This window comes from Enterobacter cloacae complex sp. IR5384, from assembly GCF_049237265.1.
Classification (GTDB): Bacteria; Pseudomonadota; Gammaproteobacteria; order Enterobacterales; family Enterobacteriaceae; genus Enterobacter; species Enterobacter cloacae.
In genome coordinates this window covers 59,041-75,822 of record NZ_JBMKHJ010000002.1, presented here as the reverse complement: position 1 = coordinate 75,822, position 16,782 = coordinate 59,041, and the positions used below count along the sequence as shown (strand labels likewise).

Genomic DNA, 16,782 nt, shown 5'->3' with positions numbered 1-16,782 from the left:
TTCATCCTAATAGTTTGCCCTTTCGGGACTGCTTATGATTCGTCTCACTGACTGTTTTTCAATGGAGTGTAGATGAAGATGAAAGCAATTTTAATCGCCCTGCCTGTCGCGATGATCCCGGCTACCGTTCTGGCAGCAAATACGGAAGAAGGGTATTACGGTTCGGCAAAATACCTGCAGATTGAACAGCGTGCGAAAGAGATGGATACCAGCGCGCGTCCGGGTGTCGGACAGTTTGTGGGCGGTAAAGAGAAAGAGCATTTTGGCGGCGCGGCGATTGCCGCAGGCTACCAGTTCGGCAACGGCTGGCGTACCGAAGGTGAATACACCTTTAAACAAAAAACGGAGTACACCAGCGGCTCCAGCACATTCGCGAACAGCTTTAACCACCTGCAGACCGAAACTGAACGTCTGATGCTGAATGTCTACCGCGATTATGAACTCGGCTACGGTGTCTCTGTTTACGGAACCGCAGGGCTTGGCGTGAGCAAGATCAAAGCGGGCGGCTGGCAGGGTAACGCCAGACGTGAATACGCCTCGACCACCCAAAGCAACCTGACCTACGCGTTAGGAGCGGGCGTAAGCTACACGCCGGTTGAACGTCTGTATGTCGATCTGGGCTATCGCTATATCGATATGGGCAAGATCGAAAGCGGATATAACAATTTCACTAACGCGCGCGGCTTAAAAGACGAGCAGATGAAAGCGCATATTGTCTCTAACGAATTTACGCTGGGCATGCGTTACGTGTTTTAACCTGTTGTGACCGTCACTGCTTTAAAACAGGGCCAACACCGTGGGAGTGCGGGGTTGGCTTTTTTATTGCGCAGGTGTGGCATGCTGATTGCCCGAGCCAGATCAGTAACCGTTGCGGATGATGAGGTCGGTGAAGACCGCCTGGCTTTTTTCAGTATAACTCACTCATTTTGCAGACCTGCAGTAAATATTGATATAATCGCTTGACTTGACGTCCGGCGAACTTGATTAGCAAGTCTAAAAAAAGAGATTTTTATTTGATGAAATTTTCACAGCTAAAACGATTCTGGCATGTAGAGGTTATTGGTCTTGAAAAAAAATTTTCTTTTCTGCGCCTAATGACACGCCTAAGGAACAAACCGGGTTTGAAATATGTTTTTTGGTGGCGACTGGCAAGTTATTTGTATGAGAACGGCCACCGCCGCATGGCTTATCGTGTCCACTCACGCATCAAAAGTAAATTTGCTTGCGATATTATGCTCGGTGCAACTATCGGTGAAGGGCTAACTATCGCTCATCATATTGGTATAGTAGTGACAAAGCGAGTGCATGCAGGAAAAAATATGAAACTTACCCAAAATTCTGTTATTGGAAGCAGTGGAAAAGGTACACAGGGTAAGATCGTCATTGGGAATAACTTTTATCTGGGATCGAATAGCTGCATAATCGGCGACGATCTGAAAATTGGCGATAATGTTACTATTGGCGCAATGACATTCATCAATAAAGATCTCCCGGATAACTGCCGTGTTTATACAAAAAAAGTAACAGAGATTGTAAGCGTGTCGGTATAAGAGTAAAGCAGAGTGGGAGGAATGATTGTTTCACTAGCTTGCTCGGTTGAATTACATTAAACCCGCAGGAGCGGGTTTTTGTCTCGTTGACCTATAACCCATTCCTTTCTCCATCTCATTTTTATCACCAACCCGCGTAAGCGCATGCTGGATTATATAAAATCAAAACTGGAACGCATATCTATGTTTTCAAGTCAGTCTGCGCGCAACTTGTTCGGAATCATATTTTAAGTATTTTCATGGTAGTGAGTAACATTGTCTGGTTTATCCTTGTTGACATAAGAAAACTTCTTTTTCTCTTTAAGTTTTCGGGGAGTTAAAAGTCAAAAAAGCGCGAAATGCATCTTTGGGGCTAAACCCTGCACAAAATGCGATGACTTTGCTTAACGTTGATAGCAAATAGTAGGGATTAAACGGCAATAATTTCAATTTGGTATTCGCATCTGGACTTGAACCAGCGCCCAGGCGATTATGAGTCATAAAATAAGTATGTTTCTAATCGTTCGTCATTGACGCTTATTGTATTTTTAATTGCCTATAATCAATCGGTTATGAAGTTATTTTTGTTTCTGATTGGTTCTCTCGTTTCCCCATTGTACTATCCTTACCTGACCCATTACCTGACCCAAAATGGGCATTGGGTCAGGTAACGCTTATCCTCTGAAAGGTAACCTCATGGCCGCTAATCTTACCGAGACTGCTATACGCGGATTGAAGACAAAAAGCACGTCGTACTACGTGTGGAGCAACAGCGCTCAGCGCGGTACCGGCAGGCTTGGTGTCAAAGTTCAGCCTTCAGGCAGCAAGGTTTTTTATTTCCGTTACTACGTTGAGAAAGGGAAGAAAGAGAAATTCATCCAGTTGGGCATCTGGCCTGAGATGAAACTGGTGACTGCCAATGAGCTGGCGAAAAAGTATGGTGCCTGGCTTATTGAAGGAAAAGATCCCCAGCAAGAGCTTGAACAACAGCGCCTGGCCGAACAGCACATAATGCAGCTACATCGTTCGCAGGGATCGTTTGAAGAACTGGTGCATGGCTACGTTAACAAGATGAAACTCGACAACAAGCGGACCTGGGCCGATGTGCTGAAGCGTCTTGAAAAAGAGTGTTATTCGGTCATTCCTCGCGAAACTAAAGCGAAGGATGTCACGCCGTTACAGATCAAAACAATCTTGTCTGGCATTATCCAGCGCGATGCTGTGGTCCATGCGAACCGAATTCGTTCCTACCTGATGGCGGCATTTAACTACGGTCTGAAAGCCGATAACGATCCGATGAATACCAGTGTGGGTATCACGTTCGGTCTTGAAGTTAACCCGGTCTCGGCTATACCGAAGCAGTCTTCGGCGGAAAAAGTGGGTGATACATGGTTAACGCTGGAAGAGCTTCGTTTCGTCATGGAGCGGTTTGCAGAGGCCACCAACGTAGGACCGTTGATGCAGCATCTTATCCGCTTCTGTGTTTATGCTGGTGGGCAGCGACCGTTTGAAATGATTGCCAGCCAGTGGAGCGCGATTGACTGGCAGCAAAAGACGTTACTGGTCATAGCCGATGTATCGAAAAACAAGCGCGAACACCTGATCCCGCTAACTGAATCGGCGCTACAAGAATTAGCCTTAGTGAAAGAGCTGACTAAGGAAAGTAACAGTCCCTATATTTTCCCGCTATCAACCAACGGTGAGCGCCCGGTGCGTACTGATAGCCTGGCGCGTTCCATCATGTATTTTCGGGCCTTTAAACCTGAGTTTAAAGTTTTCACCGCGCGAGATTTACGCCGCACCTGTAAGACGCTGATGGGGGAGGCGGGGATCAGCAAAGAGATCCGGGACCGTATTCAGAACCATGCTTTGAATGACGTCAGCTCGAAACATTATGACCGTTATGATTACCTGCCTGAAAAGCGTAGGGCGCTTGAGATCTGGGAAGACCGGGTTAACAACTATCAGCGGCAGCAGGAAAACAACGTTGTGAACCTGTTTGGGCGGAGGTAAGGGCTTGTCAAAATATGAGCTTAATTCAGCAGAAGACCGGTATCGGATATGCTCGCAAGGCTCCTGCCACCTCAAGGCCGAATCAGGTCACAGCGCTGCAAACGCGGCAATAATCCTGGTTGTCTTCGTCACCAGTCGTTCAATATCAGCGTGGACACGCCACGCGAGTTGCCAGTTTTGATCGCCTGGACATGGGCAGATTTTAACCTTATCGTGGCTGGGTAATCGCATTTGTGCTAATGTGGGTTTGTGGGGATTTTGCGGAGAATGAGATTATGAGCCGTCTGACTATTGATATAACCGAGCATCAACACCAGAGTCTGAAAGCCCTGGCGGCGTTGCAGGGTAAGACCATCAAGCAATACGCTATTGAACGGCTGTTTCCCAGTGATACAAATTCCGACCAGGCATGGGAGGAGCTTAAAGACCTGCTGAATGAACGTATCCGTGAAGGCTTGTCTGGTAAGGTTTCAGCCAAAAGCATCAGCGAAATCCTTGATGATGAGCTGTCCGGGGGCAACCGTTCTTGAGCCGGAATTATGTTCTGACGGATGCGGCGGAAGCCGATATGCGCAGTATTATCCGTTATACGCGTAAACAGTGGGGCGATGCGCAGGTACGCAATTACATCAAAAAACTGGAAACGGGCATTACCGGTCTTGCTGCTGGTGATGGAGCCTTTAAGGATATGGGCGAAATCTGGCCGAAACTGCGCATGGCGCATTGTGAACATCATTATGTCTTCTGTCTGCTGCGAGAAAGGGAGCTTGCGCTGGTAGTAGAGATTTTCCACGAACGTATGGATCTGATGGTCCGCCTGGCGGAAAGGTTGAATACCTGAAAATAGGTTATTCTCGCAGTAAGTCTTACAAAAAATGATGAATGTGCATGATGGAAAACGAGCCTGATTTTTATCCTCTGACTCTGGCATCTGAAAAATTTCAAAAAGATCCTGACGGTCTGATTAATGACTGGCTTGATCATAAAATTCCACTTTATATTAAGCTGGATGCGTTGCCGTGCCGAATCGTCAGATATATTGGTGGTGACAATTTTCTTCTGGAACACTGGAAACGGAAAATAAAAACTGGAGTAGATTATTATCAACACGAGGCAATGCCGGAGTTTAAAATCAGGCAGTTTTACCCTGAGAAAGATGCAGAAATAGAGGCCCGACTTCTGGAGGGTGACTTGGGATTGTGCCGTTATACCTATAATGGACATGCACATGGTTACTGGCGTATAAAAGCCACGCCAGTAACGCGTTTTTCTGATGGTCATTATGTCCTTTCAGACATAGATACAGTGAAAGAATATAATAATATTGCAGGTGCTATTGCTGTATATGGTAAAAGTGACTGGGATTATCTCGTTTTTTCTAATGAGGTTTGCAAAGAAAAAGCTGATTTTTTCTTTGATGCTAATACATTGTTATCCCAAAGCGAAGAGGCCATAATGGCAGAGAAAAAAGAAAAACAGGAACGAATTTCCAGACCGGAAAGGGTCGCTTTGTATGTCATGCTGAATGAACATTACCGTGACAGTAATGGTAATATTAATTACTCAAAAATGGCGGAAATGCTCACGGCAGATGCCAGCCAATACGGATTCAGCCAGCAATTCAGCGACGACACTATCGCTGAATGGATTAAACGTTTTGAGGATAAGAAAAAAAATTAATATCCGGCTTCCCGCTGGTGGCGAACCGCCAGAATGGCGACAATTTCGGTATCTGCCCTGTAGAGTGCAACATAACCACTATCGCCGAACTCGATCAGCCATTCCCGGTACTCAGATTCCATTTCTTCGGCTGGTCGCCCGGAATAAGGTTGATGAGCAAGGATTTTAACGTCGGAACGGATCGCTCTGGCGGCTCTCTTTGCGGCATCAATATCTTTTGCCGCCAGAAAACGGTAAAGCCGTTGCACATCTGCCAGTGCTGAACGTGTCCAGATCAGTTGTGGCATTCAGGCAACTCCGTATCATTGCCTGCTTCAAGGCTCTCCAGCCAGTTGTCTGCTTCTGCATGGGTTAGATGCAAGCCAGTTTGCTGGTAATCAGCCCAGGCCCGAAGCGCATCCTGCCGGAAGGCTTCACGTTTTTCTTCACGTTCAACATACTGTTCAATGGCTTCCCGCATGATCCAGTGTGAGCTACGACGGCGTGCATCTGCCAGATGCTGAACTCGCCCTTTCAGTTGATCGTCCAGTTTAATAGAAGTTGGTGTTGCCATATCACATTACTCCGTAGTGCAAGGTATTACCTTAAACTACCCCAGATACCCATTTGCGTCCACTCTAAAGATGAAAAAATAATCAATATCGATATCAAACCCGCCAAATTTTCACGCCAAACACAGCATTAAGCCCCGCAATAAGCGCTAACACCTTAATAAGGTGTCCGCTGCTGTCATTCAGTTACCCATCTGCGACATGCTGACCCCACTGAAACAAAGGAGGCAGTATGAGTACAACATTTATCACCCCCACCCCGGAAGAACGCCTGAAAATCCTGCGTGATTACGGCGAGCATGGTGATCGTCTGGTGCGTGAACGGGAACGCCAGCGTATCACGTCCATTTCCCGCTCTACCGCGTGGAAACTGGAACAGGTTGGAAAGTTTCCACAGCGTAAGTCTATCGGCCTGAAATCCTGTGGATGGCTGTTAAGTGACCTGCTTTGTTGGATCAATGATCGTTAACCTTAGGTTTTTTTTATTTATTTTTTTGTTTTTTTCTTAAATGCCCCGTGTTCATCCTGCTATTTCTTCCATTAATAGCGGAATAGCAATGTGAGGGGAATCGTTTTAAACGTTAACTGAATAAGAGGTATCTATGCTGTGTGGTCGTCCTTTCCCTGTGCATGTGTTCCCGCAGATCATCAGAAATGCGGTATATGAAGTGGAACAGCACACGCAGGCTCCTCAGGCTTTGATTGCTGCATCGGTACTGGGGGCTATTTCGCTTGCCTGCCAGAACCGTATTGATGTGTGCCGACTGAATAATCTGCGCAGTCCGGTATCGCTTTTCTTACTAACGCTGGCGGAATCTGGTGAACGCAAAAGCACTGTAGACAAACTACTGATGAAGCCATTATATCAACTGGAAGAAGAATGGTTTGAAAAATATACCCAGGACCTGATTGTCTGGAGGAATGCGGAAACGGTTTTTAATATTGAAAAGAAAGCCCTGATGTCAAAATTGAAAACCGATATTCGCCGTAATAAAGATCACTCCGCAACGAATGAACGGCTGAAAGCGCTACTGGCGGTGTCTCCAAAAGCTCCGGTCAGGTTAAGGCAGATACTCAACGATGCCACACCTGCGGCGATGAAAGACTCTCTCTGTGGACGCTGGCGATCCATCGGGCTTATGTCTGATGAAGCTGGCACTATTTTTAACGGCTACGCGCTGAATGAACTGCCTTTCATCAATAAAATGTGGGATGGCGCAATGTTTCCCGTGGAAAGAAAAAGCGAGCCAGATAAATTAATCAAAGATGCCAGAATGACGCTGGGACTGATGATTCAGCCTGATGTGTTTAAAAAAGGGTATCTGGAACGAAAAGGCGATGCCGCGAAAGGGATCGGATTCTTCGCCCGATGTCTGATATGTCAACCAGGTTCAACACAGGGCTACAGGCAAATTACCAGTCCGGTTGTCTCAAGTGAGCATCTGCCGGTATTTCATCAACGACTGATAGACATTGTTAATGAGAGCATTGCCAGAAATGAGGAAAATGAGCGTCAGTGTCTGCGTTTCTCTCCCGAAGCAGAAAAACGCTGGCTCGAATTTTATAACAAAGTCGAGTCAGAAATGGGGCTGATTGGCTTCCTGTCTGATTTTAAGGATTATGCTTCTAAAATGGCGGAGAATATGGCGAGGATCGCCGCACTGTTGCATTACTTCAACGGCGATGAAGGAGATATATCCCTTACTGCCGTGGAAGCCGCAGTAGATATAATCGCCTGGTATGTGGATGAGTATGTGAGAATTTTCTCTAAACCCCAGACGTTGCTGCTGGTAAGTTCAGATGCAGACGAACTTTACTCGTGGATAAAAGATTATTGCTACAGGTGTGTGGTGCCGTATATCAGGAAGACAACCATCCTGCAATATGGTCCGAACCGGTTCAGGAACCGGAGTAAAGTGAATGAACTGCTCAGTACACTTTATTCGCAAAACAAAATACGGGCAGAGAAAAGAGGGAAAACCATTTTTATACAACCTGTCGATGGTTTTATATAACGAACAGAGCAAAGACAAGTTGGAATAATTTCTTTATTAAAGAGCCATCATTGTAACTAATTACAGAGTAACTTTTAATCAGTCATCGCAGGCTGTGGCTATTCTTTGCCTGAAATTAAGTGTCGGATAGTTAATATATTGTCACTAACAATATCTGTATATCCACCACACTAATATCCATACCAGTAATGCGATGACTGCTATCTATCAAGGAATAAATCATTATGAATCTCTACGATAGCGAGTATGGAAGTCATGTTAAATCATACAAAGAAAGAATTATCGAAGTTATTAATAAAGCCGTTAAAGAACACGGACGTACACTGGCAATACGAGTGGATCTGCATGACCCGGTTATTCTGGATAATGGTGATACCATTTCCTGTATTGCGAATACTGATTCAGGGTCTATATCAAGATTTACCAATTCACTGAAAGCCAAACTGGCAGCAGATGAACAGCGCAAGCGTAAAGAAGGTAAACGGGTACACCCGAATACGCTCCGCTATGCGTGGGTGCGGGAATTTACCCAGAATGGTAAGCGTCATTTTCACGTATTTCTGTTTCTGAACAAGGATGCTTACTACCACTTAGGGGATTTCAATCTGGATGAAGATACGCTAAGAACCATGATTAGCTCGGCATGGTGTAGCGCATTAAACCTGACTCCCGAAGAGGGGCAGCACTTGGTGCAGTACCCTGCTAATGGTAAATATACCCTGAACCGTGATGATGTTCTGAATGACATTTATCCCGGTGATTTACTAAACAGGATTGATTATCTCACCAAAGTGAAAAGTAAGATCTTTGATGACGGGAACAGATCGTTTGGGTGTAGTAATAATTAATACCAATGAGTTTTAATGCCCTTGTCGCAATGAAAAGGGCATTTTATTAACATAAAAATAAAACGGCGCGAATTACGGTAAAAGAGGTAAGCCTAACTCTTTTAGAAATTCGTTATGTTTTTGAGTTGCTGATTTTATCTGGTTATCCAGAGAAACCAACTCAGCATGTACTGAAGAAAGTTTGATTTCTTCTTCAGCCTCAGCCGTACTTACATAGCGTGAGATGTTTAAATTAAAATCATTTTTTTCGATCTCTTCCATGCTAACGCGACGCGCGTAGCGTGGTTTTTCTTTACGGAACTTATAAGTATCAATAATTTCTTTAATATGATCAGACGAAATCTGATTCTGCCTTTTACCCTTATCGAAGTGTTCGGCAGCATTGATGAATAATACGTCGTCAGGTTTTTTACATTTTTTCAGCACCAGAATACACACCGGAATACCAGTAGAGAAGAACAGATTTGCAGGCAGTCCAATTACCGTATCAATATGACCATCCTTCAGCAGCTTCGTGCGTATGCGTGCTTCGGCACCGCTTCGGAAAAGTACACCATGAGGCAGGATAATTGCCATTACGCCATCTTCTTTTAAAAAATGGAATCCATGCAAAAGGAAGGCGAAGTCAGCAGCAGATTTAGGTGCTAGACCGTGGTTTTTAAAGCGCACATCATCAGCTAATGTTTCTGTAGGTTCCCAGCGATAGCTGAATGGAGGGTTGGCAACCACCGCATCGAATTTAGGCATTCGGGACGGATTGGTCTCGCGTAGCATATCCCAATCGTTGAGTAGGGTATCACCGTGGAAAATATCAAACTCTGAATCTTTCACTCCATGCAGAAGCATGTTCATACGTGCCAGGTTGTAGGTAGTGATATTTTTCTCTTGCCCGTATATTTTCCCAATACCGTGCTGCCCCATGCGCTTGCGAATATTCAGGAGCAATGATCCTGACCCGCAGGCAAAATCAAACACGCTGTCTAGGTGTGACCGTTGTCCAGTGGCAGGTTCCTGGCTATCCAACGTAACGATGGCAGATAAGATGTCTGAAATATGCTGAGGTGTGTAGAACTCCCCGGCTTTTTTACCTGAGCCCGCTGCAAATTGGCCGATCAGATATTCGTAAGCATCCCCCAACGTGTCGCTGTCGGTGGAGAACTGCTTCAACCCATCAGCAATCTCTTTGATTATCTTACAAAGACGGTCATTTCGCTCACCATATGTTTTGCCAAGTTTTTCTGAGGCAAGATTGATTTCCGAGAACAAACCCCGGAAGACACTGGCGAACGATTCTTCCTCAATGTACTTAAAACCTGCCTGTAATGTATTAAGCAGTTTCACATGCTGGGTTCGTGCCATCTCAGCAATGCTCGTCCAAAGATACTGAGGTTCGATTACGTAATGCACTTTACGGCGCATTAGTTTTTCAAACTCAGGAACATCCTGCTCATTTTGTTCATACCACAGAGTCAGCGGTGGTTGACGTTCCCCCTCTTTCTGTTTGGGGTAGTCTATCCCTAGCTCTTTTTGAGCTGCGGCTTCGTAATTATCCGATAGATATCGCAGGAATAAAAATGCCAGCATATAATCGCGAAAATCATCCGCATTCATAGCGCCGCGTAATTGATCGGCTATATTCCAGAGCGTTTTGCCCAGTTTTTGTTTTTCAAACTCAGTCATAGTTTTTCTTCACCTTCCTCAATCTGTTGAGGAAATAAATCAGGATTAAATGGATAGCGCTTCAGGAAATCATGCAAAATCTTTCTGAAATAAGTTTTATTTTCGTCGAGCATAGGCTGAGGCTCGAAAAGCGAATAGTTTCCATGGCTCAGAATATTAATGAGCCTCGAATGCAAAATTCTTTCAGGGTCATCAGCATCCTGCGCAATGCAGGCTGAGAAGTTTGAGAAACCATGGAAGCTGGCTGATTTTTCCAGAACCGAACGCAACATATTGAAATGATAGGTATATAACTCGCCTGATTGCTCCGCCTTATACAACTCGGTCAGTATCGCAACATGATGAAAGAATGGTGTCGCGCCTGTATAAGCCACAGAATAACTACCATCAACCTTGGATCTTGATAAAAAGTAGGCTGCGACCTTTTTGGATTTACGAACATCAAGTTCATTGTGCATGACATTGAAGAATAATGGATGATGAGACGAGATCATCACTTTCAACGGGTTATCAGCCTTGTTCAATAGTTGCGCCAGATGGCTACCAACTGTGATGGCGTTATGCTCATCCAGTGAAGATATAGGGTCATCGATGTAGACATATTTTACCCACTGGTAAGCATCAGCACCATCAAGCGCTAATTGTACGATAGCTAAGAAGAAGCACCAAATGAAGATATTTTCCTCTCCTCGCGAAACCTTGATGTTATCAATGATTTGACCATCCACAGTCCGTGAGAAGCGTATCGCCCATTCTTCTGTATCAATTCGAAAGTCAAAGTCTGTATAACGCTGCAACAACGGGCGTATGCGGTTGTCCATTTCCAGCTCAGACAGTCCCTGAAAAAATCGCGAATCCCTGTTGAGCAGCAAGCGGCGATCCTCATCACCTTCCAGATCGTTGTTCCAATGGAACAGATCTTCGGTGAAGGCGTTGAAATATAAGGTATCGCCGGTCGTTTCGGTAATTGTAAGCGGCTGGCCCACATGATCACCAACCGAAAAAGGGCGGTGAATTGTTTTTTTACCTGCATCTTTAAACGCCATCGACAGTCGTGTCTTCCCTGTACCGTTATAGGCATAGAGCAAGATGGCCTTTTTGTTTTCCAGTTCGCTGCGCAGATGAGCCGCCAGCATGGAAAGATCAGGAAAAACAGGTGGAGTATTCTGCCTCATCACTGTTCCCCATCCAAAATCATCCAGGCCTTGCGGTAGACAGTACCTTCTTTACCTAAAGCCTCGCTCCAAACTTGCTCCGGTAGATTCTCAAGACGTTGACGAATGGCAGGAAGCGAATCCTCCCGCGTTAATCGTAAGGCTTCAGCCAAACGTGGCGCAGCACGGCGAGGAACTCCCAAAAGACGCAGTGAAACCGCCTCATCCGTGGCAACTCCGTAGTAAACCTGCGATGGAAGATTAGATAACCGACTACGCTCATCATCATCCAGTTCTGCCGTGGTAATTGCCAACAAAGCATTCAGGCCCCATGACGTAGTATGGGTCAGCTTGCCAAACAGGTTCTGTCCGCATTTAGTCAAGGCAGTAACAGCATCTGCACCATCCTCGCTGAAATATTGCTTCGCGATATGAGCAATATCTTCTCCGTTCACCCAATCCTTCAGAATGCATGCAAGCTTGTCACCATCAGGTGATCTGCCACCCAGTACCGAATTCAGATTGTCGCGCAATTCGGGTACTCGCAGCAGCACGCCCATCATGTTCTTCAGGGTATTGTCACCGGAGCTGAATAGCCGTTCTCGATTCCAGGAGTCCGGTCCCAGATCACCTTTATGCGTCAACACCGTCCTGATGCTTTGCAGTGAAAATCCAGTACTATCAACCAGTTTCAGCGGTTGGGAAGGACTGGCAAGATAATCGACATAGCGATGGATACCATTCAGTAAACGACGAGCTATCTGGCTATCCGATGTACGCAATTTCTCGAAGCCAAAAGTGCCACGCAGTACCTGCTCGATCTGATCCGCAAAATTCGATGGCTGCCCCATCTGGCGATAAGTATGAGCCAGATATTGTAAGAAGCTCGACCATTCCGGGTGGCGGTATACGATGAGACCCAGGTCTTCCAGTCCATCAGCCGCAGCTTGCGCAATCTGAATCAACGCAGAATTCAAGTCGCCTGTGTTTCGGTTAATAAACTCCCTTTTTTGTGCCACTTCACTTTCATCTTTGGCGACGAGAGCAACCACACCGAGTTGGCCTTGAGAAACTCGACCAGCACGACCCGCAATATTCCAGAAATCCTCAGGAGGCATGTCCTGACCAAAGGGGTACTGGGTAGCCGCCATCACCACACCGCTGACCGGAAAGTTCACGCCCTGAGCAAGAGTAGTCGTTGCTGCCAAAGCATTAAGATGTCCTTTCTCGAACAGCCACTCCATCAACATTCGAACCTCTTCAGGCAGGCCACCGTGATGCACTCCAATCCGGTGAGCAAGTAGAGCGACCAGCGGAAACTCTGCACCCAACTCGGCAGCCACGTAGCTCTGAACAAAGCGCACATCATCTGGCAAAGTCTCGCTACAGTTACCTTTCAGCTTCTCGGCCAGTTTCCAGACATAATCCGGGCGGCTATGCATAACGATCACAGGGCCACGCCGCGACAGCTTGCGTGCAGTCATCGCAGCCAAGGTGCCAATATCTTTGGCTTTTGATAGAGAAACAGCCAATGCTTCTTCTTTTCCCAGAGAAAAATCCTCATCTAGGCGAATACTCGGCCGTGAGGTATGCACAGCCTGGAAGCTTAGGTGGTAATCCCTACTTTTCCCCTTCAAGGCTCCGGCATCCAATGGGCTGACAATACCAATGGCTCTATCGTTTGGCTGCCAATCCACCCCTAGACTGATGTCATCCGAGTTTTGTCCGCCCAACCAGCGTGCAACTTCTCGGGCATTTTCAATAAAGGGAGTCAGTAACAAAAACTGCGCTTCACGGCATTCCCGGTTGATGGTGGCAAGCAACAGTTCTAACCGCAACCCACGTTCCTTGTCCTGAATAGTATGAGCCTCATCCACCACCACCAGGGTCAGGGGGCGACCGATTTTTTCCTCCCAGCTCTGACGCATCATCAGGTCGAATTTTTCCGGTGTTGCTACCAGAACACGGAACTGAGTATCGTCCTGAGAATCTGCCAGCAACCCAGCCTCGATACCATTGACTTCCAGTGCCGGGCTGACTCGCTCAACAACGACCCCTAGAGGCTGAAAGTCACGCCGTAACTGTCTTGTTATTTGATTCACCAGTGCCCGGCTGGGCGCAAGATAGGCCACCCAGCCCTTCTGGTCATCAAACTGATTCAGTGCCTGCAACATGCGGAACTGGGCTATCAGCGTCTTGCCGCTGGATGTCGGCAAGCTGACCACCACAGCACGACGACTGGACCCCAACAGTCCGCACTCAGCCAATGTACGACGCTGGGGGGGCAATACGTCAAACAGCGCACGGTCACCACGACCCCGGCTTACCAGTTCGCGCACGAATCTGGTTACGCGCGAGTTCACGGCTCGGGTCACCGTCCACAGCGAGTTCTCCACCATCTGCGCAGCAGCTCGTGCCAGCAGACGCGTCAACGGCCCCAACTCCAGTAACTGACCTGTATCACAGGCGGCCACGGCTCGGTCGAAATGCGAATCCAGCACAGGCTGAATCTGATAGCTGTCTTCTACCACACCATCGGTGATGTAGTGGGCCAGCACATCTGCTGCCTTGGTCAGGTGGTAGATGGCAATCAGTTCCAGCGCCGAGCGCTTGGCCGCAAGTGGCGCGAAGCTTCCCAGATAGTTACGCTCGAATGTCTGTTGGGCATCACGCAATGCCGCGACTCTCTCCAGCACGGTATCGCGGTCAGACCAGCCTTTCTTACGCACCAGACGCAGCCAGATGTCAGTTAGTACCGCCCAGCAACGCTCGCCCCAATCCGCAGAATCCAGCGGTAAGGTGGGTGAGGTTTGATCATCCTCCAGCGCACGCAGCCAGCGAGCAGCGTCTGCACCACGATCACCGATCACAGCCAGGGCTGAAGCCCGTAAAAGCTGTGTGGCTGCTTCCATCGGCGCTTCTGGCAAAGGTTGGATACGCAGCAGTCGGAAGGCATCCTCAGCCGTACGTCGCATCACTTTTCGGGAAGCCTCATCATCGGCAAAACGATCCAGCTCCATATCCAGCACCGCCAATTCTAGTGCAGCGGCCACTTCTTGAATGGTTTGAATATCAAAGGTTGGGGCGGCTTGTGTCATTTCACTATAGAACTGCACCCGATCAGCCTTGCGTAATGCCAGGCTACGTTTATCTGCTATGGCATCCAGCAACCAATGGTTCATGCGTCACCTCCCCGCCTGACAAATTCGGGCAGTTGGGCAATCGGCCAGGGGAGATAAAACGCCAGAAGTCGGCAGCAACTGGGCGCTTGCAGGCGACCAGCCAGACTACGGCCTCGCGCCCGTAAATCCGTCTCATTTACGGCCTGATCGCGAATCAGTACGCCGAACAATACCAGATCACGATTCCCGCTATTGAAATAGCGCGTGCAGGCGTTATTGAACGCTGTCTCATGCTCAGTGCCTTTGACCCGTGGTAGCAGCCATTTGAGTAACTGGCAGAGAGTGGCAAGGTTGCTGGCGAGAGTATCCAGCTGGTGTGTCATGCCACTGCGCCCGCTCATGACCTGTGGCGGTGACTGGGCTTCGGATGAACATTTGACTTCCCCCAGAGCCAGCCGGTGGGATTCGCCATCACGCTGGAAACCCACAATATCCGCGCCGGGCAATGAGGCAAAAGGATTGCGCTTGTCGCGCTCGGTATTCCACGGAAGCACCACGTCGTGCTGTGCCTCCAGCACGGCTTCTGCCAACGCTTCACCGACGGCCCAATCACGAGTTTCAGGCACCTCAGCCGCCAGGACTTCTTCCAGTGAATCATGTCCCATGCCGGTCAAGCTAAGCCCACGCAGATGCTCAGTCAGCGCATCATGGCCTGTCGTATCATTCAGACGAGCAGCCACTGGCCCTTGCAGGAAATCATTAAACGCACTGTCTTCCTGCGCACAGTGCCCCTGCCAAGAAACGCAGTCTTGCTCAGACTGGTAAGTTATCCGCCAGGTCATGCGGGAACCTCATTCAGTACTGGGAATAACTGCTGCACCAGGCCCCTTTTGTGGGTTTTCAGCACCTCGATTCTTTGAGCTTGAGCGGCGGTGAGTTCGTCGAGAGATGTAAGAAAATCGGCGACTGCCTTTTGCTCCGCTTGTTTCGGAATGAGGAATGTATATTTCTTTAATTGATTCCCATTTATTGAGTTAATGGTTGCCCCCAAATCAGCAGCAACCTGGTTCTCGTACGCCGTCGTTTGAAATAGTTGTATCATGAACTTTGCTGAATTTGACCTAAATATGGTCATAAATGCACCATGCGTACATGGCGGCATTCCTTCAGGTATAAGTGCATTTTTCCCAATTAGTGATTTTGAGCCATTTCGGACGCAAATCAAAATGTCGTTTGGTAGAGATGGTTTAGCGCCATCTATGTCTATTCTTACATAAACGTTGTCGCCCAAAACAATTCTGCCATCCTGAACATTCGATGAGCGTAAAACCAACAGGCCGTTTTCACGGACGTCATTAGGGCTGTATGTCAACCCAGAGACAAGCTCTCCTAACTGTTCAAGTGTTTTCCTCTCCCACTCTGTTGCATTTTGGAATTCACGGAAACGCAGCCGGGGAACCGTCTCACCTTCACGAGGAAAAAGCTGTTGCAACAGGCCTTTTTTATATTTTTTTAACGCATCCAGTTTCTGGACTTCTGCTGTGAGCAGGTCATCCAGCGAAGACAGGCAGTCGGCGATTTTTTTTTGTTCGGAAAGCGACTGCGAACCAATTGGTAATGGTACGGGGACTTTCATTAAGTCATCATTATTGACTTGCAATGCACCATTAGCACGTGCACCCACAGCAACGCGATTCTTTAGCCATTTCCCATGTAAGTTGGCAATAAAAAGATTATCCAAAAAAGCTGGTATGACTAAGTTTGTGGTGGGGCGAAAACAAGTGAAAATACTGTTGGGAACAGCAGCTCGTTCGTGTCCCTGGTAACATGCAATATATCCTTGCGGGTATGCTTTTGTGGCACTCTTATTGTAAGCAAAATCGTTATGCTGTAGGAGTATGTAATTTTTTAAAGAATTACCTGCAATAGTTCTACCTAGTTTTTCCTGTTGGCTAATAAGGCCAACCCCAGATGTGATTGTATATGGAATACAATCATCATTTCCCACTCTCTCTGTTACAATTTTTGAAAGTTGGCCTAAATTATAGGTGGTCCATTCTTCTGCATTTCTAAACTCTGGGAAACGCAATTGTGGTACCAGCATATGTTTATTGCTTCCACTCATACCGCTTGCTCCTGAGGCATTACGTCACTAGTTGAGAGCATCGGTGCCCATATCTGTGCTTGCTG

The 16,782-nt window shown here is 47.2% G+C and carries 16 protein-coding genes; 9 read left to right on the top strand and 7 right to left on the bottom strand.

Going from position 1 to position 16,782, the window contains the following annotated elements; genetic code table 11:
• The first annotated feature begins 72 nt into the window (after window positions 1-72).
• The 6 genes from ACOTX3_RS02530 (at window position 73) to ACOTX3_RS02505 (ending at window position 5,222) form a co-directional block, all read left to right on the top strand.
• Window positions 73-756, top strand: coding sequence for an outer membrane protein (locus ACOTX3_RS02530; protein WP_058678739.1), 684 nt, complete (start codon window positions 73-75; stop codon window positions 754-756).
• 260 nt (window positions 757-1,016) lie between these two features.
• Window positions 1,017-1,550 carry a serine O-acetyltransferase gene (locus tag ACOTX3_RS02525; protein ID WP_127869077.1) on the top strand — a complete coding sequence of 178 codons (534 nt, stop codon included), beginning with the start codon at window positions 1,017-1,019 and terminating at the stop codon, window positions 1,548-1,550.
• Window positions 1,551-2,225: 675 nt separating this feature from the next.
• A complete protein-coding gene (locus ACOTX3_RS02520) occupies window positions 2,226-3,542 on the top strand; it encodes a tyrosine-type recombinase/integrase (RefSeq protein WP_127869076.1) in 1,317 nt (438 codons plus the stop codon).
• Window positions 3,543-3,817: 275 nt separating this feature from the next.
• Window positions 3,818-4,072 (top strand): antitoxin, encoded by a 255-nt coding sequence (locus tag ACOTX3_RS02515; RefSeq protein ID WP_127869075.1) that lies wholly within the window; start codon window positions 3,818-3,820, stop codon window positions 4,070-4,072.
• The gene (locus ACOTX3_RS02510; protein WP_267498773.1) at window positions 4,069-4,383 is read left to right on the top strand and encodes a type II toxin-antitoxin system RelE/ParE family toxin; all 315 of its coding nucleotides are present in this window, start codon (window positions 4,069-4,071) and stop codon (window positions 4,381-4,383) included. The genes ACOTX3_RS02515 and ACOTX3_RS02510 overlap by 4 nt, the downstream gene beginning before the upstream one ends.
• A gap of 47 nt (window positions 4,384-4,430) precedes the next feature.
• The gene (locus tag ACOTX3_RS02505; RefSeq protein WP_127869073.1) at window positions 4,431-5,222 is read left to right on the top strand and encodes a hypothetical protein; all 792 of its coding nucleotides are present in this window, start codon (window positions 4,431-4,433) and stop codon (window positions 5,220-5,222) included.
• Here the strand turns inward: ACOTX3_RS02505 and ACOTX3_RS02500 are convergent.
• Both ACOTX3_RS02500 and ACOTX3_RS02495 read right to left on the bottom strand, forming a co-directional pair.
• Window positions 5,219-5,509, bottom strand: a complete 291-nt coding sequence (locus ACOTX3_RS02500; protein ID WP_127869072.1) for a type II toxin-antitoxin system RelE/ParE family toxin — start codon at window positions 5,507-5,509, stop codon at window positions 5,219-5,221. The two genes, ACOTX3_RS02505 and ACOTX3_RS02500, sit on opposite strands and share 4 nt — an antisense overlap.
• Complete coding sequence (locus tag ACOTX3_RS02495; RefSeq protein ID WP_127869071.1) at window positions 5,497-5,775, bottom strand: CopG family ribbon-helix-helix protein; 279 nt, start codon at window positions 5,773-5,775, stop codon at window positions 5,497-5,499. Before ACOTX3_RS02495 ends, ACOTX3_RS02500 begins: the two co-directional genes overlap by 13 nt.
• 230 nt (window positions 5,776-6,005) lie before the next feature.
• Here ACOTX3_RS02495 and ACOTX3_RS02490 point away from each other — a divergent pair, with 230 nt between their 5' ends.
• The 3 genes from ACOTX3_RS02490 to ACOTX3_RS02480 all read left to right on the top strand — a co-directional run bounded on the left by ACOTX3_RS02490 (window position 6,006) and on the right by ACOTX3_RS02480 (window position 8,636).
• Window positions 6,006-6,242 carry a helix-turn-helix transcriptional regulator gene (locus ACOTX3_RS02490; RefSeq protein ID WP_089591850.1) on the top strand — a complete coding sequence of 79 codons (237 nt, stop codon included), beginning with the start codon at window positions 6,006-6,008 and terminating at the stop codon, window positions 6,240-6,242.
• 133 nt (window positions 6,243-6,375) lie between these two features.
• Complete coding sequence (locus tag ACOTX3_RS02485; RefSeq protein WP_127869070.1) at window positions 6,376-7,788, top strand: YfjI family protein; 1,413 nt, start codon at window positions 6,376-6,378, stop codon at window positions 7,786-7,788.
• Window positions 7,789-8,012: 224 nt separating this feature from the next.
• On the top strand, window positions 8,013-8,636 hold the full coding sequence (locus ACOTX3_RS02480) for an inovirus Gp2 family protein (protein ID WP_127869069.1): 624 nt from the start codon (window positions 8,013-8,015) through the stop codon (window positions 8,634-8,636).
• A 72-nt stretch (window positions 8,637-8,708) separates the two neighbouring features.
• On the opposite strand, the gene ACOTX3_RS02475 is transcribed toward ACOTX3_RS02480, so the two are convergent.
• From ACOTX3_RS02475 to ACOTX3_RS02455, 5 genes are read right to left on the bottom strand one after another with little or no spacing between them, the layout of a single operon-like run.
• Window positions 8,709-10,316: a type I restriction-modification system subunit M gene (locus ACOTX3_RS02475; protein WP_127869068.1), complete on the bottom strand. Its 1,608-nt coding sequence runs from the start codon at window positions 10,314-10,316 to the stop codon at window positions 8,709-8,711.
• On the bottom strand, window positions 10,313-11,491 hold the full coding sequence (locus ACOTX3_RS02470) for an AAA family ATPase (protein ID WP_127869067.1): 1,179 nt from the start codon (window positions 11,489-11,491) through the stop codon (window positions 10,313-10,315). Before ACOTX3_RS02470 ends, ACOTX3_RS02475 begins: the two co-directional genes overlap by 4 nt.
• Entirely contained in the window at window positions 11,491-14,652 is a 3,162-nt protein-coding gene (locus tag ACOTX3_RS02465) for a DEAD/DEAH box helicase (RefSeq protein ID WP_127869066.1), read from the bottom strand. The genes ACOTX3_RS02470 and ACOTX3_RS02465 overlap by 1 nt, the downstream gene beginning before the upstream one ends.
• Complete coding sequence (locus tag ACOTX3_RS02460) at window positions 14,649-15,434, bottom strand: hypothetical protein (RefSeq protein WP_127869065.1); 786 nt, start codon at window positions 15,432-15,434, stop codon at window positions 14,649-14,651. Before ACOTX3_RS02460 ends, ACOTX3_RS02465 begins: the two co-directional genes overlap by 4 nt.
• Entirely contained in the window at window positions 15,431-16,717 is a 1,287-nt protein-coding gene (locus tag ACOTX3_RS02455; protein ID WP_127869064.1) for a restriction endonuclease subunit S, read from the bottom strand. Before ACOTX3_RS02455 ends, ACOTX3_RS02460 begins: the two co-directional genes overlap by 4 nt.
• Window positions 16,718-16,782: the final 65 nt, after the last annotated feature.